At 40.8% G+C, this 20962-nt stretch carries 18 protein-coding genes and 1 pseudogene; 11 read left to right on the top strand and 8 right to left on the bottom strand.

Features of this window, described 5'->3' with window-relative positions; genetic code table 11:
* Nucleotides 1-104 precede the first annotated feature (104 nt).
* Nucleotides 105-1151 (top strand): calcium-gated potassium channel TvoK, encoded by a 1047-nt coding sequence (tvoK, locus tag TVG_RS05310; protein WP_010917246.1) that lies wholly within the window; start codon nucleotides 105-107, stop codon nucleotides 1149-1151.
* 56 nt (nucleotides 1152-1207) lie between these two features.
* The gene (serS, locus tag TVG_RS05305) at nucleotides 1208-2533 is read left to right on the top strand and encodes a serine--tRNA ligase (RefSeq protein WP_010917245.1); all 1326 of its coding nucleotides are present in this window, start codon (nucleotides 1208-1210) and stop codon (nucleotides 2531-2533) included.
* A 4-nt stretch (nucleotides 2534-2537) separates the two neighbouring features.
* Here serS and TVG_RS05300 read toward each other — a convergent pair.
* Nucleotides 2538-3782: pseudogene (locus TVG_RS05300) on the bottom strand (adenosylhomocysteinase); the annotation flags it as partial.
* Nucleotides 3783-3851: 69 nt separating this feature from the next.
* Between TVG_RS05300 and TVG_RS05295 the strand changes: the two are divergent.
* From TVG_RS05295 to TVG_RS05285, 3 genes are read left to right on the top strand one after another with little or no spacing between them, the layout of a single operon-like run.
* Complete coding sequence (locus TVG_RS05295) at nucleotides 3852-6899, top strand: MMPL family transporter (protein ID WP_010917243.1); 3048 nt, start codon at nucleotides 3852-3854, stop codon at nucleotides 6897-6899.
* A gap of 54 nt (nucleotides 6900-6953) precedes the next feature.
* Nucleotides 6954-7493 carry an archaeal heat shock protein Hsp20 gene (gene hsp20, locus TVG_RS05290; RefSeq protein WP_241760261.1) on the top strand — a complete coding sequence of 180 codons (540 nt, stop codon included), beginning with the start codon at nucleotides 6954-6956 and terminating at the stop codon, nucleotides 7491-7493.
* A gap of 2 nt (nucleotides 7494-7495) precedes the next feature.
* The gene (locus tag TVG_RS05285) at nucleotides 7496-8101 is read left to right on the top strand and encodes an ArsR/SmtB family transcription factor (RefSeq protein ID WP_010917241.1); all 606 of its coding nucleotides are present in this window, start codon (nucleotides 7496-7498) and stop codon (nucleotides 8099-8101) included.
* Nucleotides 8102-8227: 126 nt separating this feature from the next.
* Here the strand turns inward: TVG_RS05285 and dph5 are convergent, their stop codons facing one another.
* The 4 genes from dph5 to TVG_RS05265 form a co-directional block, all read right to left on the bottom strand.
* Nucleotides 8228-8848 carry a diphthine synthase gene (gene dph5, locus TVG_RS05280; RefSeq protein ID WP_010917240.1) on the bottom strand — a complete coding sequence of 207 codons (621 nt, stop codon included), beginning with the start codon at nucleotides 8846-8848 and terminating at the stop codon, nucleotides 8228-8230.
* Nucleotides 8833-10038, bottom strand: a complete 1206-nt coding sequence (locus TVG_RS05275) for a phosphopyruvate hydratase (RefSeq protein ID WP_010917239.1) — start codon at nucleotides 10036-10038, stop codon at nucleotides 8833-8835. Before TVG_RS05275 ends, dph5 begins: the two co-directional genes overlap by 16 nt.
* Nucleotides 10039-10072: 34 nt before the next feature.
* On the bottom strand, nucleotides 10073-10594 hold the full coding sequence (locus TVG_RS05270) for a gamma carbonic anhydrase family protein (protein WP_010917238.1): 522 nt from the start codon (nucleotides 10592-10594) through the stop codon (nucleotides 10073-10075).
* A gap of 147 nt (nucleotides 10595-10741) precedes the next feature.
* The gene (locus TVG_RS05265; protein WP_010917237.1) at nucleotides 10742-11611 is read right to left on the bottom strand and encodes a carbohydrate kinase family protein; all 870 of its coding nucleotides are present in this window, start codon (nucleotides 11609-11611) and stop codon (nucleotides 10742-10744) included.
* An 86-nt stretch (nucleotides 11612-11697) separates the two neighbouring features.
* Here TVG_RS05265 and TVG_RS05260 point away from each other — a divergent pair, with 86 nt between their 5' ends.
* On the top strand, nucleotides 11698-12042 hold the full coding sequence (locus TVG_RS05260; protein ID WP_010917236.1) for a Rieske (2Fe-2S) protein: 345 nt from the start codon (nucleotides 11698-11700) through the stop codon (nucleotides 12040-12042).
* Nucleotides 12043-12097: 55 nt separating this feature from the next.
* Nucleotides 12098-12514: a PPC domain-containing DNA-binding protein gene (locus TVG_RS05255; protein ID WP_010917235.1), complete on the top strand. Its 417-nt coding sequence runs from the start codon at nucleotides 12098-12100 to the stop codon at nucleotides 12512-12514.
* A 21-nt stretch (nucleotides 12515-12535) separates the two neighbouring features.
* Here TVG_RS05255 and ppdK read toward each other — a convergent pair whose 3' ends face one another.
* Entirely contained in the window at nucleotides 12536-15196 is a 2661-nt protein-coding gene (gene ppdK / locus TVG_RS05250) for a pyruvate, phosphate dikinase (RefSeq protein ID WP_010917234.1), read from the bottom strand.
* Between the two features lie 141 nt (nucleotides 15197-15337).
* On the opposite strand from ppdK, the gene TVG_RS05245 reads away from it, so the two are divergent.
* Complete coding sequence (locus TVG_RS05245; protein WP_010917233.1) at nucleotides 15338-16042, top strand: alpha/beta fold hydrolase; 705 nt, start codon at nucleotides 15338-15340, stop codon at nucleotides 16040-16042.
* A gap of 2 nt (nucleotides 16043-16044) precedes the next feature.
* On the opposite strand, the gene TVG_RS05240 is transcribed toward TVG_RS05245, so the two are convergent.
* Together TVG_RS05240 and coaBC are read right to left on the bottom strand one after the other, a co-directional pair.
* On the bottom strand, nucleotides 16045-16797 hold the full coding sequence (locus TVG_RS05240) for a carbon-nitrogen hydrolase family protein (protein WP_052268472.1): 753 nt from the start codon (nucleotides 16795-16797) through the stop codon (nucleotides 16045-16047).
* 1 nt (nucleotide 16798) lies between these two features.
* Nucleotides 16799-17980, bottom strand: coding sequence for a bifunctional phosphopantothenoylcysteine decarboxylase/phosphopantothenate--cysteine ligase CoaBC (gene coaBC / locus TVG_RS05235; RefSeq protein WP_010917231.1), 1182 nt, complete (start codon nucleotides 17978-17980; stop codon nucleotides 16799-16801).
* A 227-nt stretch (nucleotides 17981-18207) separates the two neighbouring features.
* On the opposite strand from coaBC, the gene TVG_RS05230 reads away from it, so the two are divergent.
* Genes TVG_RS05230 through TVG_RS05220 form a run of 3 tightly spaced genes read left to right on the top strand, consistent with a single transcriptional unit; the run spans nucleotide 18208 to nucleotide 20927 of the window.
* Nucleotides 18208-18921 carry a TrmB family transcriptional regulator gene (locus TVG_RS05230; protein ID WP_010917230.1) on the top strand — a complete coding sequence of 238 codons (714 nt, stop codon included), beginning with the start codon at nucleotides 18208-18210 and terminating at the stop codon, nucleotides 18919-18921.
* A 5-nt stretch (nucleotides 18922-18926) separates the two neighbouring features.
* Nucleotides 18927-19769: a deoxyribonuclease IV gene (locus tag TVG_RS05225; protein WP_010917229.1), complete on the top strand. Its 843-nt coding sequence runs from the start codon at nucleotides 18927-18929 to the stop codon at nucleotides 19767-19769.
* Nucleotides 19770-20927 carry a DUF1015 family protein gene (locus TVG_RS05220; RefSeq protein ID WP_010917228.1) on the top strand — a complete coding sequence of 386 codons (1158 nt, stop codon included), beginning with the start codon at nucleotides 19770-19772 and terminating at the stop codon, nucleotides 20925-20927. It begins immediately after the preceding gene.
* Nucleotides 20928-20962: the final 35 nt, after the last annotated feature.

Raw genomic sequence — 20962 nt, 5'->3', positions numbered from 1 at the left:
GCGTGATTCATTATCAAAGGATCAATATATAATGTTTTCTTGCTTAGTTTCACTTTCCAAATTCGTCATTATTTTTATTATTCAAAGATATACTTAGCGGTGATATGAGGCCATTTAGAACATTAGTGAAAGTATTGCAAAAAATAGAGAGCAGCCCTCTTACGAAAGTTTTTATGGCTTTCATCATAGTCGTACTGATCGGGTCTTATCTTGAATTCCTTACACAGAGAAACGTAAAATATTCAGAGATCAAGAATTATTTCACGGCCATATGGTTCACAATGGAGACTGTAACAACAGTTGGATATGGAGACGTTGTTCCTGTATCTAATTTAGGCCGTGTAGTGGCAATGTTAATAATGGTGTCAGGCATAGGATTGCTAGGTACTTTAACCGCAACAATATCCGCATATTTATTTCAAATAAGGATTGAGAGGAGGGGAAAATTGGAGAAGCGATTGAAAAATCATACGATCATATGCAATTGGAATGCGTATACTAGAAACATAATTGAGGGAAATAGAGACGAGGAAGCGGCACCTATAGTCATCCTATCCGAAAATACCGATAATTCTGAAAAATACCAAAATGTTTTCTTTGTCAAAGGCGATTGTACAAGTGAAGACGATCTTAAGAATGCCGCAATAGAGGATGCTGCCAGAGTTGTGATCATGAGCGATATTGAAAACAACGCAATTCCTGAAGACCTGTTGGATGCTAAAACTCTATTATCGATATTCACTGTTAGGAAATTGAACAACGCTGTGGAAATAATAGCTGAGGTAAGGGACGAAAAGAACAAAAAGCATGCAGTTAGTGCAGGTGCTACCGAAGTACTGTCAGTAGGAGAGCTTAGTTCCAGGTTAATCTCCAGATCAATATCCAATCCCGGACTGACCGATTTCATATTGAAGTCTTTATCCGAGACAGAAGATTTTAAGATATTCTCTATTGAAGCTTGCGGTATCCTACCAGGGATGACCGTTAAGGATGCAGCCTCCAACTTAGCCGAAGTTTGTGTAATAATTTCAGTGATCTCAAAGGGAAAAATCGAATATCCACCTGACCGATCATATAAGATAGGTGCTGGTGACTACGTCGTATTTCTGGCAAAGAACAAGAAGGAAGTGGAAGAGGCTATAAAAGGATAATCTTTGATTTCTGATGAGAAAAGCATAAATATATATCATGTTAAAATACTCCTTCAATGATAGATGTTAAGCTTCTGCGCTCAAACAGAGAACTATTTGAGAAGAATTGTGAGTATAGAGGTGTAGATAAGGCAATTATAGATCAATTTTTCAAGCTGGATGAAGAATGGAGATCTGTAAACAGGGAGTTGAATGGTCAAAGGGCTGAAAAGAATCGCATGACTAGGGCTATCGCAGAGTCCCTAAAAAGAGGCAAAATTGTAAGTAATGAGAAAGATCGAGTAGAGTTGATAAACGAAAAGATAGTTTCTTTGGAAAAAAAGATCAGGGAGATAGAGGAAGAACGAGATCGAGTTCTGTGGACCATTCCGAATTTGATACATGAAAGTGTACCTATATGCTTTGGTGATGAAAATAATAAAATAGTTAGGTACGTAGGGCACGCTAAGGTATATAGGGATGATGAAGAGGAGTTTCTCAAAGGATCAGGAGGCAATGGAGATTACGAAGTCATCGACGAGAGGCCGAAAAGCCATGTAGATTTAGGCCAGGAGCTCGGAATAATTGATTTAGAAAGTGCAGCGAAAATATCAGGAGCGAGGTTTTATTTTATAAAAAATAGGTTGTTGAAGCTGGAAATGGCACTCGAAAACTATGCAGTGGATTTCCTTTCGCAAAGAGGCTTTACCGTAGTCGAGCCGCCGTATATGCTGAACCTTGAAAGTATGAGGGGTGCAACAGACCTCGAAACGTTCAAGGATACGCTTTATAAAATCGAAGATGAAGACCTTTATTTAATAGCAACGTCTGAACATTCAATAGCTTCAATGCTTTCTAATGAATTTCTTGAAGAAAAAGAGCTTCCAATACGCGTTGCCGGAGTTTCGGCTTGCTTCAGGCGCGAGGCAGGCGCTCATGGAAAAGATACAAAGGGTATATTCAGGGTACATCAGTTCAACAAGATAGAGCAGTTCATATTCTGCAAGCCAGAAGATTCATGGGATTATCTTGAGGAGATCCTTTCAAACGCAGAGGAGATCTACAGGTCGTTAGGAATCCCCTATCGTGTCGTAAATGTCTGCTCAGGTGAACTAGGTAGGCTGGCCGCAAAGAAATACGATATTGAGGCCTGGTTCCCGGCACAGGGTAAATTCAGGGAGATTGTATCTGCATCTAACGATACAGATTATCAAGCACGTTCCCTTAACATAAAGTACAGGAAGAGCGGCGGGAACGAGTTCGTTCATACGCTGAACAGCACAGCCATAGCTACCACGAGGATACTGGTTGCAATTATGGAAAATTTCCAGGAAGATGGCAGGATAAGAATACCTGATGTCCTTGTGCCATATACAGGATTCCAGTATATAGATAAGGAATGAGGGTTTAGGTACCCTCATCCCATGAATTAAGGTATTTTATCTGGTCTTCAGTTAATGTATCGAGCTCTCCGCCAAACTGCTTCAGCCTGATCTCAGCCACATATCTGTCGATTTCCGGAGGTACAGGATAGACTTTTTTCTCAAGATTTTGGTGGTTCTTTACTAGGTATTCAGCTGTTAGTGCCTGAAGTGCAAAGCTAAGGTCCATTATTTCCACAGGGTGCCCCTGGCCAGCAGCTAGATTAACCAGCCTGCCATCAGCTATTACATCTACTGTATTGCCATTCTCAAGCCTGTATCTTTTAACGAATTCCCTCACTTCACGTTTTTCCAGCGAATGCTTTTCTATCTCCTTCACAGCTACTTCGTTGTCAAAATGCCCAGCATTTGCCAATACTATGTTTTTCTTAGCGACAAGTGCGTCTTCGTACTTTACTACGTCTTTCATACCTGTTGCAGTTATAACCATATCTGCGTACCTAATGGCATCATTCATTCTCCTGACTTGAAAGCCATCCATTATCGCTTCGTTTGCTTTTATTGGATCGATTTCAGTTACTATGACATTTGCCCCCATCCCTTTTAACCTCATGGCTATTCCCCTGCCACAGTATCCGTAACCGGCAACTACCACGTTTCGGCCAGCTATAAGCAGGTTGGTCGAGTTCATTATTCCGTCGAGCGTGCTCTGTCCTGTACCATACCTGTTGTCGAATAAATGCTTCATATTTGCATCATTAACATCAAACATTGGGAATAAAAGTACTCCTGCCTTTTCCATAGCCTTTAATCTTACTACCCCAGTGGTAGTCTCTTCATTTCCGCCCATTATATTTTTAGATAGGTCTTTTCTCTCAGTGTGTACGAGTTTGGTAAGGTCTCCACCATCATCTATTATTATATCTGGCGGCTTTTCCAGCGTTCTTTGAAGGTTTTCGTAATATTCTTCCTGCGTTTCCCCTTTGCGTGCAAAAACAGGCATTCCATAATCAGTTTTCAGGCTTTCAACAACTGAATCGTCTGAACTTAAAGGATTGCATGAAGCCATTCTAACGTTCGCACCACCTTCCTTGAGCAAGAGTGAGAATATACCAGTTTTTGCCTCAACGTGAAGCGCCATAGCTATATTTATCCCCTTGAATGGCTTTTCATCAAGGAACCTCTTTCTTATTTCGGCAATTACAGGCATATGATCCCGTGCCCATTCAAGTCTCAAAAAACCTTTGCCCTCTGCCATGACACTTAATACTACAGAATGACTTAAATGTTGATCGTTTAACTCATAAACTTTTAACTACTGGGTTGAAATGCCGGATATGTGTTTGAGAGCACATTCAAAGGGATAGGGCTATTTTCTGCGAGACACAGCACAGCCGTTATAATATCTTGGATTTTGCTGCTCCTTGTGCTTGCACCGTTTGCACCATCGCTTTTCACGCATACTAATTACAATATAGCTAGTGATATAGTACCTACAAATTCACCTGCCAATATCGCATCAAACTTACAGACTTCGGAATTCAATACGTCTAACGATTCCTCCTTTGTAATTGTTACGAATGATACTAGCATAGATCAGCAATTATCGCTGACGGCATTAATGAATATGCAGGAAGCAATAATGTCGTATTTGAATAGCGAGGGTTTCTCAGTTAATGTGAGCAGCATTTTGGTAGTAGAAAATAACACCTTAAGATCCGTTTCATTATCCCTATATGGTGAGTTGAAGAGCATATACGATCTTAACGAAAAACTTTACAATTCTGTGCTCACGATAAATAAAACCCTTGACCTTACAGCCAATTTCTTGTTCCTTCCGGCCACAATATACTATTCAACGCTTTTAACTGCTTACAAAAAATCAGGTGATCTAAATGTATCCGAACATTTAGCTTATAATTATACGGTTGATAATCGAACCTTGTTTAATGAAACACCATATGAGGAACTCTACATGCCTTACGTGAACGGTTTTTCTTTGCTATTAAATAATACACTTAATTCCAGCAATATTCATGAGGTGCTCGATCTTGTTAATTATGCGGTCAACGAAACCGTTACAGGTATTGCTGGAAAAGCTGGTCCTTTTGGCCCTATACTTATATCTGTCGATCATAACTTGACTCTTCGCACTTTTAACGTGAAAAAGGACTTCTTAAATTATTCTTACAACTATAGTGTATCAACTATATCGGAACAGTTATCTAATTATACAGACTTAATTTCTAAGAATCTGCACACAACAGTTACTAACTTCTCAAGATCAATAGTGAACCTTTCTCTTTCAGGCAATAGTGCAGGCGTACCGGATTTAACTTCCTTGGAGGTATATAACGGAACCGTATACCTATTCCAGGGAAACCCGCTCGTTTCTCTCAACACGAAATATCTCGAACCATATCTATCCGCTTTGCTTGACGGAGGCAAGGGTAACTTCGCCCAGGTAAACAACACTGTAAACTCTACGCTTTATTATGAAACATTTTCGCAGTATCCTATAATCCCATCTAACTATGTGTTTAGATCTTTTGTTGGTTATGGAAACACAACTGAAATTTTTGCCTTTGGCCTTAATAAAAACTACAGCATATCCACTCTCAACCATGTTAACAAAATAGCCAGCAGCTATGTATCGGTTGATCCTATAAATGGGTCTTATTACACCGCAGGGACAACTGTTCTCGATCAACAGATCGAACAGGAAGTGATGGACGGTCTAATCCGTGCACTCATAATAGGCATAGTGCTTTCGATAGTTATCGTTGGGCTGTTCTTTAGATCTCCCGTAGCGGCTTTTATTCCATTTTCTCTTTTCCTTATGTCATCTATTATTTCATTTGGCATAAACTCCCTGCTTTACGAGCACATCTTGCATTCTTCGGTATCATTCGTTACACCGACTTTGCTCCTTATACTGCTGCTCGGACTAACAAGCGATTACGTTGTATACATCATGTCAAGATTCAGAAGGGAGCTCATAAGAAATAATCTAGATGCAATAGCAGAAAGCTCTATGTGGGCTGGTCATGCTGTTTTTACCTCCGGCATAACCGTAGCGTTGTCATATATCGTCCTATACCTCTTTAATGTTCCAATATTCAGTGATGCCGGCATTACAAACGCTGTTGGAGTAATAGTTTCAGTTATGCTCGGCAACACATTCCTCATAGCTTTACTTTCAAAGATGAAGGGCAAAATATTCTGGCCGTTCAGATCTAAGAAGATACCCATGGAGAACACCATGGATAAGATCTCGAAAATTGTAATAAACAACAAGAAAAAGATAGTTGTGATATTTGTAGTTGTCGCAATGGCCTCCCTCTTTGTTTATGCGATTACGCCCACAAACATGGACGTATTCAACCTCATACCTCCGAGCAGCGGCATTCAGTCTGCAGTCGTAGTAAACCAGAGTTTTCACGGAGACCTCTTCTTTACTAGCTTTGTTATACTTAAATTTTCAAGCCCAATTTTGTCTAACGGCACCTATAACACAACAGAAATGTTACAAGTAACGAATTTAGAATCTTTCCTAAAAAACCAAAGTGAAATAGCGAACGTTTATGGGCCATCCTACCCGTATGGCTACTTTGTTAACGTTACGAATTTACCAAGCAGCTATGCATCTGAGTATAAGAAGCAAATTTCTACATACATAGGAAAGAACCCGGAGTACGTAATGGTCGAGTTTGAATTGCATGACATTAGTTGGTCAGATCCTGCCACGTCATTCATCAATAAGTTGCCGTCAATGATCTCAGATAAATTTGGAAATTCTTTGGTTTTCTATGTCGGTGGTCTCACAGCCGGCCTAGATGCTGCATATTCACATACATTGCATACTTTCGAGGAGATGATCCCTATAATCACAGGATCGATATTCGTTATACTGCTGATACAGCTTAGCTCGGTTTTCACGCCAATAAGGCTAATACTTATGGTTCTTGCTTCAGTGATAGTCGGTCTTGTGATAATATATGCAATAGTGTACTACATTTATGGGTTGCCTATAATAGTATTCATGCCTATGTTTACATTTGTGACGCTTTTAGCCGTGGGCTTAGACTACGATATATTTATGATCACCAGGGCTAGGGAGGGCGTGATTAAGGGAATGAGTGACGAGGAGGCTATAACGACAAGCATAAAGGAGAACGGCGGGATAATCGTTACTCTAGGCTCTCTGCTATTCGTTACGTTCGGATCACTGTACTTTAGCGACTTGCAGCTGATAGAAGAGATTGGCGGTGGGCTTGCGATAGGTGTCCTTATAGATACATTCCTAAGCTGGCCATTCTTTGTCCCAGCAGTAATGCTGTTAATGAAGCATCTGAACTGGTGGCCATCAAAGATCCAAAAGCATTAAATACTATGATTTTATACATGGTTGTCAACTTGAGGTTGACAAGTGGTGGTTGATATGGCAAAGAAGGATGAATTTGATGATTGGGACGACATGTTCGACGAATTCTTCAAAGACTTCGGAATCGATATAAAGTCTCTGAACAACAGGTTCATGAGGATCTGGAACAGGATACTCAATGATCCAAACATAACATCATCAGAGCCTTATGTCTATGGATTTACTTACAGGATTGGGTCAGATGGAAAGCCGATATTCCAGGAATTCGGCAACGTGCCTGGGATTACCAGGGGGGTGAGGCCTATAGAGAGAGGTGTTAGGGAACCTATAACAGACATAAACGACGATGATAAAAAAGTATACTTAACATTCGAGCTTCCCGGCGTAAGCAAGGAGAGCATCGATCTAAAGATATCTGAATACAACATTACGCTTAACGTGGACGAAGACCAGAGGAAATACTACAAGAGCATTGACTTCGACTACAAGTTAAAACCAGAAACTGCTGTTGCCAAGTTCAACAACGGCTTGCTCGATGTAACGGTAGAGAAGGCTACAAGCAAAGAAAGTGGTGGCAGAAAGGTCTCTATACAGTAAAAATGATAGATGATATAGATAATTTTATTGCTGCCATAGAAAATTCTACGAGGCGTGAAATAATAAGGATGCTCACTCAATTCGAGAGATCTTATGCTCTCGAGTTGAGCAGAAGTATTGGTCTTTCTCAGCAAGCTATCTTGAAACAGCTGGAAATGCTTGAAAGGGCAAACCTAGTAACGAGCATAGGTTTCGTACCAAGCTCTGTAGGGGCAAAACGGAAGCTTTATGAACCTACGGGATTCTCAACACTTATAGTTGACTATGGAAGGAACTTCCTTATGATACAGAGGATACCGTTGGAGAATGATTCAGAACGCGTATCGGTTTCATTTGATGAGGCTATTTCAAAGCTAGAATCGATTCAGCACCATATCGAAGAGCTTACAAAGAAGAGAACCGAACTCGTTAAGAAAAAAGATGAATTGATGGCCGCTATTAAGTATCAGCTTGAAGACGAGGATCCGATTACAAGGGAAATAGTTTTGGAATACCTCAATACCTTTGATGTAGAGGAAGTTTCCAGAAGGACTGCGCTTCCGCTGGAAATTGTTTTAAAAATACTTAAGTCAAAAGGCATAGTACTAGACGAAGGCACACGTGCCTAGACGTGTATAGCAAACTTTTTTATGAAGCGCTCTTCGTTCGGGTCTAGGTTTGATGTTATAAATATCAGGTATGGAGACAGGATTTTCTCTGGATCCACGTATGAAAGTCTGCCGTATACTATGTATTCATCCGGAAATGAAAGCCTCGAGACAACGCATACATTTTCGTCTATTATTGCATACCCCCTTTCGTTTCTGCATCTCCATAATAATGTTCCATGCGCTAGCGAATGGCATGTTTTGGCCGTCCTTAAGGTCTATTAATATGGGCGTGTGCAACCCCGAATCGTAGTTTCTCTTCACCTTGTCTATTACGCTTAATGGAAAGAAGTTAGAGGATACAAAGGGCAGGGAAACAGGCGGCCCAACCTTATAGTGAAGGAGCCCTATCTTTCCAGCGGCTGTATTAACAGCCGAGGCATTTTCAAATATTTTAACCTTTATCCCCTTCTCCATAGCAGAATACCTCAACTGGTTGTGTGTCGTTGCTGTCAAACCGTCGCCGATAACCAGAAGGCTCACGTTCAGCTTTTCTGCATCCTTTAGTATGGATTCTGACTCTATCATGTTACGATCGGCTGGAATGATTTCTCTATCCGCTATATTCCTAAGTTTTTCGAGTATATCTTTTGGACCTATGGATGTATAAATATCCAGGTAGACTATATCACTTGTCCTAAGCGCATCAAATTCATCAAGGGTTAGGCTTCCTGTACCCCTTAGCCCTATGCCTATGATGTTAAGCATTCTTCTATCCTCATCAGTTCGTTTAGTTTTGCGATCCTTTCACCTCCGATCGTGCCTGTTTTTACAAACGTAGAAGAGAAAGCGACAGACAGGTGGGCGAGAAAGTCGTCTGTAGTTTCTCCAGATCTGTGTGAAACTACGTTCTTAAGGCCAGCCGAAGAAGCCAAGCTTGCCGCTTCCTGTGCCTTCGTTAGAGTGCCTATCTGGTTTACCTTTATTAGGACTGCATTCGTAGAACCGAGTTCGATACCTTTCCTTATTCTGTCTGGGTTTGTAGTGTATAGATCATCGCCTACTATCATTGCCTTGTCCCCTATTTTCTTTGTTATTTCAGCAAAACCCTCGAAATCGGTATCGAACATTGGATCTTCTATATAGTATACGCCAAAGTCCTTATTTATGGATATTGCGTAATCTATCTGTTCATCCCTGCTTCTAACGGTATGCTTGTAGACGTACTTGCCATTCTCATAAAGAGAGTCAGCGGCAAAATCCAACCCCGTATATATTTTTACCTTTGTTTCAGAGGAGACTTCATTTACTGCTTGGTTCAGCACTTCGAAAGCTTCTTCGTCAGATATGTTGACGCTCCAAGCTCTCTCATCACCAACACCAATGCTAATGTCTTTCATTTTCTCGGATAGAATATCTCCTATTTTTCTATGTACGAGTACATTCACATAAGCGGATTCCATGAACGTTTTTCCTTGGGCCGAAACAAGAAACTCCTGGATAGATGTCCCATTTCTTGCATGCTTCCCGCCCCCAATAACGTTTCCAATCGGCCTAGGCATCGAGTGGTTTATTCCACCGACGTATCTATAAAGTGGAATGCCAAGGTGCGCCGAAACGGCCTTTGCTACAGACATAGATAGGGCAGTTGACAAGTTTCCTCCTAGGTTAGAAAAATTACCGCTTCCATCAAGATCGGTAATTAAAGCGTCGAAGCCCTTTTGATCGAGGGCATTGAACCCTATTATTGACCTCCTCACGTTTGTCTCAAAAAATTTTATTGATTCGTCAATTCCCTTCTTCGAAAAGGCTATAACCTCAGTTTCACCTGTGCTGGCTCCAGCTGGGGCAGAGGTTCTGCCAAAACCGCCTGGAATGTATACATCTGCTTCTACAGTGAAGTTTCCCCTTGAATCCAGTACTTTTCTTACCCTAACATCTTCTATCGGAAGTTCCATAGTAGATAAATGTTACATTAATGATAAAACTTGTTTATTTCATCTTTTTTAAATTTGTCTTATACCTGCTGCTGAATGTATTGTAATTATGCTTGTAGTCTGTCCATAACTTCTTGTAGTCCTCATCTATTTTTCCTATTACTTTAGCGGGTACACCGACGGCAATACTCTCGTCTGGTATCTCCTGCCTGTTTTTAACAACTGCCCCTTCACCTATTGCAGCCCATACTCCTACAACTGCGAAATCAGAGACTGTTGATCCCATGCCTATAACGGCCCAATCCCTTATTCTTCCTGTATGTATGACAGAAAGGTGCCCTATTGTTACGTGCTGGCCTATAAACGTCTTTTCTCCTGGTCTTGCATGAATAACGCAGTTATCCTCTATAGCTGAATAGTCCCCGACTTCAATTTCACCATAGTCTCCCCTTAGTACTGCACCAGGGCCAATCCATACTTCTTTCCCGATTTTCACCTTTCCAATTACTGTCGCACTCTCACTCACGTATGCACTCGGATCAATATCCGGCACCCTGCCTTCAAACTCGTATATCATTGTTGGTAAAAGGTAAGGAACTAAAAATTATTTTTGATCTTAATTCTTCTTTATTTAATTCGTCGTTTACCAATAGTAAGTATCTGTTTGTTGGTGATAGAACGTAAGGGTATTTCTCATGCTTATTCAAAATTTAAGATTTGAAATTTAGAGTGATGTGCTCTGAATTCCGAATGTCTTCTTATATACCTGCGATTCTTGTTCAATACTATTGGCGTCTAAAGAAAAACCGTCTATACCATCCTCAATCATATGGTGAGCCGCTATTGTACCGTACACCATTGCAGTTTCTATGCTTTTTTTCCTGAATAGAGCGTAGTAGAATCCGGCCCTGAACGCATCTCCGGCGCCTATAGTATCGCCGCTGGATGGAAGTGCAGGGAAGACCTTCTTTGTAGAATCCTTGTATAGTATAGATCCGCGAGGACCAACCGTTTCTATGACGATCCTATCGAAGCTTTTTAAGCCAGTCGCTTCTCGAAACACCTTCATTTCATTTCCGTTGAAGAATGAAATATACGAAGCTTCGTAAAATCTCTTAAGCTCTTCACCGGAAAACTTCCATATCTCTTGCGAGGGATCAAATACCAACTTCGATTCTTTATTTTCTATTAAACCTGTATATTTTGGGCCAGTACTGAGGTGAATGTATTCGTAATGGCTTTCCAAACGTGGAGACCAGTTCAACATCGGACCCTGATACATATAAGCTACCTGCTTCTTGGTATCACTGGCAATATAGCATATCGGGCCGTATTCATCAGTTACTTTAATATGGTCTATCCCGATGCCAGAGTCCTTAAGGAACGACAAATAGCCGGAATGAGTCTTTGACCCAACCGCTGAGTATATATCAAAGTCGAGCCCAAGCTTCTTTGATACAATTGCAAAGTTTCCAGCAGTGCCACCATATTTTTCTTCCACATTTTTCGCATTAACAGATCCTTCCTTTGGCAGGTTTTCGACTAGTATACGCACGTCTATGTTAAGGTGTCCGAAATAGGCAAGGAAAGCCATACAAAAATATAGTAATGTACATCATAAGTTTTTTCTGGAAACTCATTAAGTACAAAATTATTTATAAAATAAATCAATCGAGTTTTATGGTATTTCGTAAAGTATCTATCTCTACAAAGATTTTTGAAAAGACGAATTCAGTAGTTACCTGGATAGCCCATAAACCTGTGCTTCTTACTAAGTATAATGGAGATTATTTCGCTATGGAAGCAGTTTGTGGACATATGGGTTGTGCAATCCTCAATAAGGTAGAAGGGAAAGAGGCTGTATGCCCAGCACATGGGGCTAGATATGACGTTACTAACGGAAATAAAGTATCAGAGCCGCAGATAAAGCCAGAAGCCCCATGCGAGTACGATAGCATCGGAGAACCTTTGAAGACCTTCAAAGTTCTTGAAAACAACGGATTTCTTGAAGTGGATACAGACTAAGTTTCCTTGTTTGTGAATTCATTAACTTTATTTTTAAAGAGATCATTACATAAATATGTATTCCAAGATTGAAGGAAGCATCATTACAGCGAGGTTTGATAAGGAAACAGATTTTTTTACGGACCTTGTCGATCTTTGCAACAAATATGAAGTTAAATCAGGCACCGTACTATGGGCTATAGGAATGCTAAAAGAGTTCCAGATTGGTTATTGGAACGGAAATGATTATGAAAAGGAAACTTTCAGAGAGAGGCTCGAACTTGTATCCCTGCATGGATCAATTGCAGAGAATGATCCAAGATTTCATATACACGCAGCCGGAGCAAGAGGGAACCACGGAATCGTAGGAGGTCACCTTTTTTCAGCGAAGGTAGATCCTCTTGTAGAAATACAGATCATGAAAATAACTGGCTTCAGCATGTCCAGAGAACTCGATAACAGCGATGGTTTATACAAACTTGTGATAAAATAAAAATAGGTGAGGAGGAAATCCTCAATATCTATATGTGGAGGCAAGCTCTGGCTTCATCTCCGATATATTTGCCCTTGCAGCGGCTAGCCTAGCTATTGGTATTCTATATGGTGATGCTGATACGTAATCCAGTCCGATTTTATGGCAGAAATATATGGTGTCTGGATCTCCGCCCTGCTCACCGCATATACCTACTTCTAACTTTTCGTTTGATTTCCTTCCCTTTTCCACTGCCATTCTCATAAGCTCACCTACACCATCTTCGTCAACGGAAGAAAACGGATCTTTTTCTAGTATGCCGTTTTCTAAATAAAAGAACATGAATTTTCCTTCCGCATCGTCCCTGCTGTATCCGAACGTCATTTGAGTTAGGTCGTTTGTACCAAATGAGAAGAAGTCTGCATATTTTGCTATTTTATCAGCAGTCACACATGCTCTCGGTATTTCTATCATCGTGCCAAACTTATAGTCAACTTGATCGGAGTCCTTTACTGATTTTGCTGTTTTTTCTAACCGTTCCATCAAAATCTTTAATTCGTTGTGGTGTCCAACAAGTGGTATCATTATTTCCGGCATTATCCTTCTTCCTTCTTTTTGAACCCTTACAGCAGCTTCCATTATGGCTCTGACCTGCATATCGTATATTTCTGGATACACTAAGCCTACCCTGCAGCCCCTGAAGCCAAGCATAGGGTTAAATTCTTCAAGATCACGGACCGTTTTTAGAAGCTTTTCATAGTATTGCAATTCATCTGATCCGTTCTTTCCAGATTTTATTTCGTATATTTTGTTCAATATAGTTTCTTTATCAGGAAGGAATTCATGCAGAGGCGGATCGAGCAGCCTTATGATCACCGGGTAGCCCTCCATAGTTTTGAAGAATTCCACGAAGTCGGAAATCTGCATTGGAAGTAGTTGTTCCAGATACTTTTGCCTCTCCTCCTTGCTTTCGCTCATTATCATGGATCTCATTATAGGTATGCGCTCGTTTCCAAGGAACATCCTTTCTGTTCTGGCCAATCCAATTCCTTCTGCACCATTTTCTCTGGCCAAGTGTGCTTCCTCCGGTGTGTTTGCATTGGCCCTTACACCCAGCTTCCTGTTTTTGTCGGCCAATTCAAGAAGTTTTTTTGAAAACTTATCGATCTCTGGCTTTTCAACAGGCAATTCTCCTAAGTAAAATAAACCAGATGTTCCATCTATTGTTACTACGTCTCCCTCATGCAGGGTCTTGCCGTTTATGGTCAGCGTGTTGTTTGTGGTATCTACGTGCATGGTTTCTACGCCAACAACTGCAGGCTTGCCCATTGCCCTAGCTACCACTGCTGCATGTGACGTCATGCCGCCTTTCTGAGTTAGGAACCCTTCACAGACTGCCATTCCACGGACATCGTCTGCTGTCGTCTCCGGCCTAACTAGGATCATCTTTTTGGATTTCCCTAGCTCTATAGCCCTTTCAGATGAAAAAACTATGGAACCTATTGCAGCTCCAGGGGAAGCTGCAAGGCCCTTGCCAAGCGGGGTTTCTTTGCCGTTTGTCTTGACCTGTGGATGAAGGATCCTGTCGAATATCTCGGGAGTAACCCTCATTATGGCTTCTTCTTCGCTGATTATTCCTTCTTCATACATCTCAACAGCTATCCTTATAGCTGCCTTCGCGCTCCTTTTGCCGGTTCTAGTTTGAAGCATGTACAGTTTTCCGCGTTCTATGGTAAATTCGATATCCTGCATGTCCCGATAGTGGTGTTCCAGAATATCGCACATTCTAATGAGATCAGAATAGGCCTGGGGCATCTCCATCTTCATGTCATCTATGTACTTAGGGGTCCTAATGCCCGCTACTACGTCCTCTCCCTGGGCATTGGTTAGGTATTCAGCAAAAATCCTTTTCTCACCAGTATTCGGATCCCTTGTGAATGCGACCCCAGTGGCTGAATCGCTTCCCATATTTCCAAATACCATGGTGACTATGCTTACAGCTGTGCCCATATTTTCAGGGATATGGTTTATCTCTCTGTAGGTCTTGGCCCTTCTGCTGTTCCATGAATTAAATACAGCTTTTATAGATTCAACAAGCTGTTCTTGTGGATCCTGCGGGAAGCTCTTTTTGTGCTTGCGATATATCTCATTTTCTCCCTTTATTATCTCAGTAATATCAGAGGTTGTAAATTTGTCCTCATCATACCCCTTCTCCCTTTTTACCTTCTCAATAAGCCCCCTGAATTCCTCATGAGGTAGTCCGTAAACGATCTCTCCAAACATCTGTATGAGCCTTCTATAGGCATCAAGTGCAAACCTTTCGTTGTCCGTCATGAAAGCGAGGCCCTTGACAGTTTCGTCGTTTAGCCCTACATTTAGGACTGTATCCATCATGCCCGGCATACTTACAGGAGCCCCCGATCTTACAGAAACGAGCAGGGGATTCTCCGGGTTGCCAAACTTTCTGCTTACTTTCTCCTCTATCATATGTAGTGCGTCCATAGTCTGTTCCATCATTCCTTTTGGGAAATTACCATCTCTTAGGAAATCAATGCAGGCCTCAGTTGTTATTGTAAAACCGGGCGGGACATTAAGGCCTATTTTGGTCATCTCAGCAAGGCCTGCACCCTTCCCACCTAACAGATCGACTAACTCCTTTCCACCCTCTTCAAAGAGGTATATATATTTTTTTGTTTGCGCCACGCCGTCTTATTTGGTCATATAAAAAGGATTTTTCTCCTTAACTTTGGCTTGAAAAAATTATACTACGAAATCATAACCAGATTTTACGATAATAGTACATGAGGTGGAAAATTTATATGTTTCGTATGATAAAGTTTTTATATGGAGAGAAAATTTATTAAGACAACTTTTGGAAATCTATCCTATCTCGAGAGACCCGGTGAATACCCTTTGATTTTCCTTCATGGGCTTGGCGGGTCAAGTAATAACTGGCTTCGTTTAGATCGATTTCTGGCGCCAAGGTTCAGGTTAATCTTTTTCGATCTATTGGGTCACGGCCAGAGTGATAAGCCGAAGATCGAATATACTGTCGAAGTGCAAGCTAAAGCCATACATGAGGCTATTAATTCCCTTGGGATAAGCAGATTTTCAATAGCCGGAAACTCGTACGGTGGCTGGGTATCTCTATATCTTTCAATACACATAGCAAAGCCAGACAAATTGATACTTATAGACAGCGCTGGTATAAATAAGACGGTTGGAGAAAGCGGAGAGGAAATGATAGAGAGTTTTGTTCAGAAGGTTATGGGCGTCGAAGATGGAAACGATGAAGAAGTGATAAGAAACATAATTAGGAATAACGCGAAACATGAGTGGAAAATAAAAGAAGAAGACCTAAAAAATCTGTCCGTACCAACAATAATTATTTGGGGAACAGCTGACAACATACTAAGCATAGATTATGGAAGGAAGCTTCATGACCTAATACAGAACAGCAAGCTCTACGAAATCCCAGCAGCAAAACATACTCCACAGAGGACGCATCCACAGATATTGGCGAAAATATTAAATGAAAATATAGTTTAGAATCAAAAATCAACAATATTTACTTTATATCCTGAATAAACACCTGGATCTTCGTTTATTCTCCTGTCCCTCAGCTCTGTAAAATCCTTCTTGTTAAGCGTTACGGTGAAGGCCTCATCATCGAATATTTCCAACCTAAGCTTTCCTCCCCCTTGGTATTCGTATGGATGCGAAAAGATGGATTTGCCTTTGTATGGATCAGAAAGTGAATTCACAGAAAGAACGGGTATTCTATTTTCCAAAGATCTTGCAGATACGTATAGGTGCCATTCATCAGAAAATATAGACCTTATAAGCGATGGATTCGCAATAATATCTGCCTTGTTTTTTGCCAGCAACTTTGGATAATAGGGGAAATCTATGTCGTAGCATATGGCTATGCCTATCCTTAGATCATCCTTTCGGAATATTCTTATTTCACTTCCAGAGTTATAGTGCCTGCCTTCGTTTCCATACAATGAAATTTTATCCTGGTATCCTATTAATTTTCCCGTATGGAATATGTAAGCCCTGTTGTAGAGAAAGCCGTTCTCCTTTATAGAGAAAGATCCTGGCACTGCTATATTAAATTTTGATACGATACTATCTTTTATTAGATCTATTACGGCCTGCTGATCCATCACTTCTGTTGACCATTTCTCAGGAAGCACAAGAAAATCGGAGTTTTTCGCATCAATAACCTTTTCAAGGTATGCAAGGCCGTCCTCGAAGTGTTGGCGATGGAGCTGAACTGCAGTTATACTTAATTCATTCAAGCTATAGATCACCTAGCCTTTCAACTAAGTTCTTCGCGAGAATGGGCTTCGGCATCCTTCCGAGATCGACATCAAATTTCTTGGAGACAAATCGATACTCATTTTCAGTTTTTCCAAATGGGCCTGTTTTATAAGAGTTTACTACTGCCATATCTATCCTTTTCGAAAAATGCTTGAACGGATCTTCGCCTATATTTTCTGTAAGCCTAAACGCTACTATCTTTCCCTTCGAGATGTTGCTTAGTTTATCGACTAATTTTTCTCTAGGTTCTAAAGTTAACTTGTGGCTTTCGTTGCTGCTGTATTTTTTCTCAGATTTTTCGATTACCTTAAAGTCCGGAAGCGCAGCATTTACTACGATGTAATCGTAGTTATTTGAGGCTTCCTCTTCAGAAAGCCTTTCGAATTCATCTACGGTGTAGGCAGCCCTATAATTCACGTATGTGGGAAGATCAACGATGCTGTTTCCTATATACGTAATATGAGAAAAGCCCATTCTGTACGCTACACGCGCTATCCAGTATCCCGTGTATCCGGTGCTATCATTTGTGATCGATCTGACTGGATCTATCCTCTCTTCTCCCCTTCCAGATATTATCAGTATGCTCTTCCCATCGTATTTATTGTAAAAGGCCCTACAGACGTGATCTATTATGCACTGGTTGCCTGATAGTTTAGCTTTTTCTTCATCGTATATGGGATCCACTATGTCAACTCCAAGTCTCCTGAGCTTCTCAACGTTCTCCTTGTTTATTGGATTCTCCATCATGCTCCTATGCATTGCAGGCGCCACAATCGTCTTCACGCCATAACCAAAGGCAAAGGAAAAGAATAGCGGGGGTATAGTATCGGTAACGCCGGAGGCCATCTTGCCAATGGTATCATATGAAGCCGGTGCGATGAGTAAGGCCTTCTTATCCTTATCGTTTATGAAGAGATTAATATGCTCAACGTTTCCTGTTATTTTCGTTACAACGTCATGTTCGGAGGCCCACCTCATAGTCTCCGGGCCAACCAGCTCTTCTGAGCTCTCGCTCATTCCAACAATTACCTCTGCGCCTTCCCTTCTCAAATCACGTATCAGATCCGGAATTCGATATATGGATATACTAGCAGTTGTGGCTACTATAACTGTACGGCCCTCGAGCATGCGTGCATACATTTCCTTATCATATGGAAGCATAGTATAGGGATATCCTCAACTAATAGATAATTTGCTGGTCATTTCTCCGCAAACTCGAATTCATAACGCCAATAACTTTAATTTGATGCAATTTTCAAAATTGAAAATATGAATATAATTACATAATATTAATAAATTAACATGAAAATTTTTAAGCCTAATCAACTCTTTATCTAGTAAATCAACCTAATTGGAAAGATTTTTAATTAATAATTATATTAGTAGTCGTGGAAGCTAATAACGAGAAAATGCAGAGGATAGAGGAGATGCTAAAGATGTTCGGGCTCTCCTCTTATGAGGCCCAAGGATTTGCAGCACTTGTTTATCACGGAGTGGCTAATGCAGACACTATTGCCACGACGGCCAACATACCAAGGACATCGGCTTACAAAGTTATGGAATCTCTTGTGAAGAAGGGGCTGGCGAAAGCAACAGAAGGTAGGCCAAGGATGTTTAAGCCTGCAAAGATGGAAGAGATTAGGGACTACTATGAGGATAAGCTACAGCAGCTTTTTAGGGATCTTAAAGAGTTAGAGGAAAACGCTCCCTCAAGAGGTGAGCCGCAGCTTATCTACACTATCAACGGCACGGAAAAGGTCATGGAAAAGATCGAAGAAATGATCAACATGACGGAAAGAGAGATCATCATATCAACACCGAAGATTATAGAGATAAGGAAACAGATGAAAAAACCCATTGAAAATGCTGTTAAAAGAGGTGCTAGGGTCATATTTGTCATTCCACCAAACAAGAGAGTTCCTGCCAACGTAATAGTTTATAGGAAGGAAGGCTTAATAGCAACTGACATAGTTAGCGATCAAATCAGGGCGCTCATAGCTGATCCTAACTTAGAGACTTGCGGGTATAGTGACAATCCAACCTTGTGCATGCACGTTTACCAGTTCATTAATACGATGGTAAACAGACCCGAAAGCCAGTGAGATTTATGGACGACGATCTTAAGAGTATCGCCTCGAAATACTACATCGGAGGTCATATATCTGTTTCAGGAGGGCTACATCTGGCGCCAGAGAGGGCATCTATCTTTGGCTTCAGAACTTTTCAGTTTTTTTCCAAGAACCAGATGAGATGGAATTCTACCCCAATAAGTGAAGAAGAAGCTTTGCGTTTTATTTCTGAAGTGTCATCACATTCGATTTCTTCGACTATGGTTCACGCATCGTATCTCATAAACCTGGCTTCCAGTTCCAATGAACTTCATCAAAAGTCATTTAATGCATTTGTTGAGGAGATACAAAGAGCAGAAAGAATCGATGCAACATTTCTCACGTTTCATCCTGGATCCAACGGTAACAAAGATGAAGGGATAAGAAAAATCAAGGAAGCCATTGAGAAGGTTGAAACACATAAGGTAAAATTGCTTGTCGAGAACACAGCAGGGCAGGGAAACGTAATAGGCAGCACTATTTACGAAATCGGTCAAATAATTGATGGATTTGATTCTAGCGTTGGTGTGTGCATCGATACTTGCCATGCATGGGCTGCAGGATACGATATAACTAACAAATACGATGAATTCATTGATGAGCTAGACAGTGCTATAGGCCTTGACAGAATCTATGCTTTTCATCTTAATGATGCTATGAAGGATCTTGGAAGCAATATAGACAGGCATGAACTTATCGGCAGGGGAAAGATTGGAGAGGGGCTTATTAAATTAATATCCGATGTCCGTCTTTTCGGAAAGCCAAAAATAATGGAAACACCTTACGGGGAAGCAAAGTTTGAAGAAAACCTCAAATATATACGGAAAAAATTGGGTGAATAATTGGAAGTAAAGCCATTCAGACCTCTCATATATAGAAAAGAAATCGACGGCATGATAGCTCCTCCTTTTGACGCAATAACACCAAAGGAAGAAGTAGAACTTAAAAGAAATAAATACAACATAACTTACTTGACGCTACCGAAGGGGAGGGACGGCATACCGCATGCAAAGATGCTTCTCCAGTCTTGGCTTGAAAATGGAGTACTTATCCCTATGAAAGAGGATGTCTTTATAGTACTCCGCCAACGTTTTTATGTTGGGGATGAGTGCATTAACCGCTATGGCCTCATAGCAAAGGTAAAAGTATTCCCTGAGAGCGGTGATGTAATACCGCACGAAAGGACCTTCGATATGTATGTTAAGGAAAGAGAAACACTCATGGACGGAATAAGTAGCCAGCTTGAGCCAATATTTTTAGTTACACTAAAGAATGATCTCCCTGGTTATCTAAAGGCAATAACCGATGGCTTGAAGGAAGATAACACATATTTCGGCCCTGAAAACGTGGAAAACTTCGTTTATTACATCAACGACAAAAGGAAGATAAATAAAATCATAAGTCTTCTTGCAGAGGACAAATCAATAGTGGCGGACGGGCATCACAGGCTCCAGGCCACAAAGAATATTGCAGCACGCAAGTCAGGAGGGGAGAGGGAGTTTTGGAGTTACGCTATGGCCTACATAACATCTATCCATGATCCTGGTGTTTTAGTTGGTGGCGTCAATCGGGTGGTATCAAATAAATTTCGCTTGGATATGAATGTGCTCTCAAAATACTTTGAGATAAATCAAGTAGAAAGGCTAGACGAAACAAACATTAATCTATTCAACGGCCGTCTGTACTCTTTGAAGATCAGGATTCCCGTCTACGATAATTTAATTGACGCTTCGAACGACTTCATACTCAGCAAGTCAGCCTCTATGAACTACACGGACATTGAGAATGAGGTCATCTATACACATGATATATATGAGCTGATGAGCCTTGTAAACAGCGGTTCATATTCGTTCGGCATAATTCTTCCCAGATGGGATAAAATGAAACTTATAGAAACATTGCTCTCTGGAAGAAAATTGCCGCAGAAGTCTACCTATTTTTATCCCAAGATACCTTCCGGCCTTGCAATAGATACAGCTCTTGAGCTGAGATTGAGCTGAATGCAAATGTTTTTTATTATTATTGTTATTCATAA

This window comes from Thermoplasma volcanium GSS1 (assembly GCF_000011185.1).
GTDB lineage: Archaea > Thermoplasmatota > Thermoplasmata > Thermoplasmatales > Thermoplasmataceae > Thermoplasma > Thermoplasma volcanium.
This window is presented reverse-complemented; position numbering and strand designations above follow the sequence as displayed.